Source organism: Providencia sp. PROV174, from assembly GCF_028480685.1.
In the GTDB taxonomy this organism is placed as follows: Bacteria; Pseudomonadota; Gammaproteobacteria; order Enterobacterales; family Enterobacteriaceae; genus Providencia; species Providencia rettgeri.
Genome location: NZ_JAMPOT010000016.1, coordinates 1 through 2,360, shown reverse-complemented (window position 1 = coordinate 2,360; position 2,360 = coordinate 1). Strand labels below are relative to the sequence as shown.

At 41.4% G+C, this 2,360-nt stretch carries 1 protein-coding gene and 3 tRNA genes; 3 read left to right on the top strand and 1 reads right to left on the bottom strand.

The annotated features are described in order from the left end of the window. Positions 1–173: 173 nt before the first annotated feature. Positions 174–1,595, bottom strand: coding sequence for a glutamate--tRNA ligase (gene gltX / locus PSE60_RS14605; protein ID WP_272665873.1), 1,422 nt, complete (start codon positions 1,593–1,595; stop codon positions 174–176). A gap of 421 nt (positions 1,596–2,016) precedes the next feature. Here gltX and PSE60_RS14600 point away from each other — a divergent pair. From PSE60_RS14600 to PSE60_RS14590, 3 genes are all read left to right on the top strand, one after another. Next, positions 2,017–2,092, top strand: a tRNA-Val gene (locus PSE60_RS14600). Between the two features lie 25 nt (positions 2,093–2,117). Beyond that, positions 2,118–2,193 (top strand) — tRNA-Val (locus PSE60_RS14595). 37 nt (positions 2,194–2,230) lie between these two features. Next, positions 2,231–2,306: transfer RNA gene (locus tag PSE60_RS14590), tRNA-Val, on the top strand. The last annotated feature ends 54 nt before the right edge of the window (positions 2,307–2,360 follow it).

Here is a 2,360-nt window from a genome sequence, read left to right as displayed (position 1 = left end):
AAACAAAATCTTTTGGACGGGATGCATCATATTCAAGCTAACTTAGAGTGTCAATAAAATAATCGGGTTTTAGGTTTAATTGCTGAAATATAGAACATTTTGCAATCAGTTTAGTAAGAAAAGGAGGGGGCAGAGAACTGGCCCCCAATAAATTAGGGGCCGAAAATTTTAAATTATTGAGCCGAAGCTTCACGCTCAGCGATAAACGCTAAGGCTTTTTCAATACGAGCGATTGAACGGGCTTGGCCGATAGCGTGAACAGTGACATCAAGGCCTGGAGATTGGCTGGCACCTGTCACCGCAACACGTAAAGGCATACCCACTTTACCCATACCCACTTCTAACTCAGCTGCAGTGGCTTCGATGGCCTGATGGACATTTTCTGCTGTCCAATCTGTAATTGCAGCTAACTTATCTTTTACGACTTCTAAAGGTTGACGAGCAACAGGTCGTAAGTGTTTTTTCGCGGCATCAGCATCAAACTCTTCAAAATCTTGGTAGAAATAGTGGCAAGATTCCGCCATTTCTTTCAATGTTTTGCAACGCTCACCTAGTAATTTGATTAAATCAACTAATTGAGGACCTGTGCTGGTATCAATATTTTGTTGCTCAATATGCCATGCAAGATAGGTTGCAACTTCTTCTGCTGGTAACGTATTGATATAGTGGTGGTTTAACCATTGCAGTTTTTCAGTGTTAAACGCACTTGCTGATTTACTGATTGCATCAAGGCTGAAATATTCTTTCATTTCTTCAACGGTGAAAATTTCTTGGTCACCATGAGACCAACCTAAACGTACCAGATAATTAAGAAGCGCTTGCGGCAAATAACCGTCATCACGATACTGCATAACGCTAACTGCACCATGGCGTTTTGACAGTTTTTTACCATCATCACCTAGGATCATTGACACGTGAGCATACACAGGCACTGGTGCGCCTAATGCTTTTAGAATATTGATTTGGCGGGGTGTGTTATTAATATGGTCTTCACCACGAATAACATGAGTGATTTCCATATCCCAGTCATCAATTACGACGCAGAAATTATATGTCGGGGAGCCATCAGTACGGCGAATGATTAAGTCATCCAGTTCTTGGTTACTAAACTCAATTGGTCCACGAATTTTGTCGTCAAAAATAACGGAACCTTCTTGTGGATTACGAAAACGAACAACATGTGGCTCATCTGGTGTATGGTTGTGAGCATGATCACGGCAGCAACCATCGTACCGAGGCTTTTCGTTATTTGCCATTTGTTCTTCACGTAACGCTTCTAGGCGCTCCTTTGAACAATAACAACGATAAGCGGTACCCGCATCTAACATTTGGTCAATAACATCATTATAACGGTCAAAACGTTTAGTTTGATAATAAGGGCCTTCATCCCAATTTAAATTCAACCAGTTCATACCGTCCATAATGGCGTCGATAGCTTCCTGAGTTGAACGTTCTAAGTCAGTATCTTCAATACGCAGGACAAATTCGCCCTGATTGTGGCGACTAAATAACCAGGAATACAGAGCGGTACGTGCACCACCAACGTGTAAATAGCCAGTTGGGCTTGGCGCAAAACGGGTTTTGATTTTACTCATCGAGATTGCCTTAATTGCAAAACATGTTTTTGAAGCGCTTATCTATTTACTGTAGAAGACTAAAAACAAGCACAGTTAACTGGGTAGCAAGTTTGATGTTCTAAACAGTGAAATGTTTAAGCATTGCTAAAATGTATATCTATTCTATCATCCTACAATGATTCCTCAATCAAGTTATCAGGATAGAAGACAAGAAATTGCGCAGTTTCGCCAAATTTGACATAAATAAATGCGCTTTAAAAATAATTTCTGTTTTTTTCTTAAAAGAACAAAGAGAAAATGATAGGTAATTGATTAAAAAGGCAGCTTTTCTGGTGAATATTGAAACATCTTGATTATTTTTGCAACGAACGATAAAAATCTATTGAAAAAGCGTTGACTCAGAACTCAGTATCCCTATAATGCACCTCCATCGACGACGGGGCGATTAGCTCAGTTGGTAGAGCACCTCCCTTACAAGGAGGGGGTCAGTGGTTCGAGCCCGCTATCGCCCACCACCGTTGACGATGATAATAAATAATTGGGCGATTAGCTCAGTTGGTAGAGCACCTCCCTTACAAGGAGGGGGTCAGTGGTTCGAGCCCGCTATCGCCCACCAATTATTTATTACAATGTGATAGTATAAGTCATGAAGTGGGCGATTAGCTCAGTTGGTAGAGCACCTCCCTTACAAGGAGGGGGTCAGTGGTTCGAGCCCGCTATCGCCCACCACTTCATCCGTTACTCGCATTAAAATACAAATTTAGATGGGTCGTTAGCTCAGTC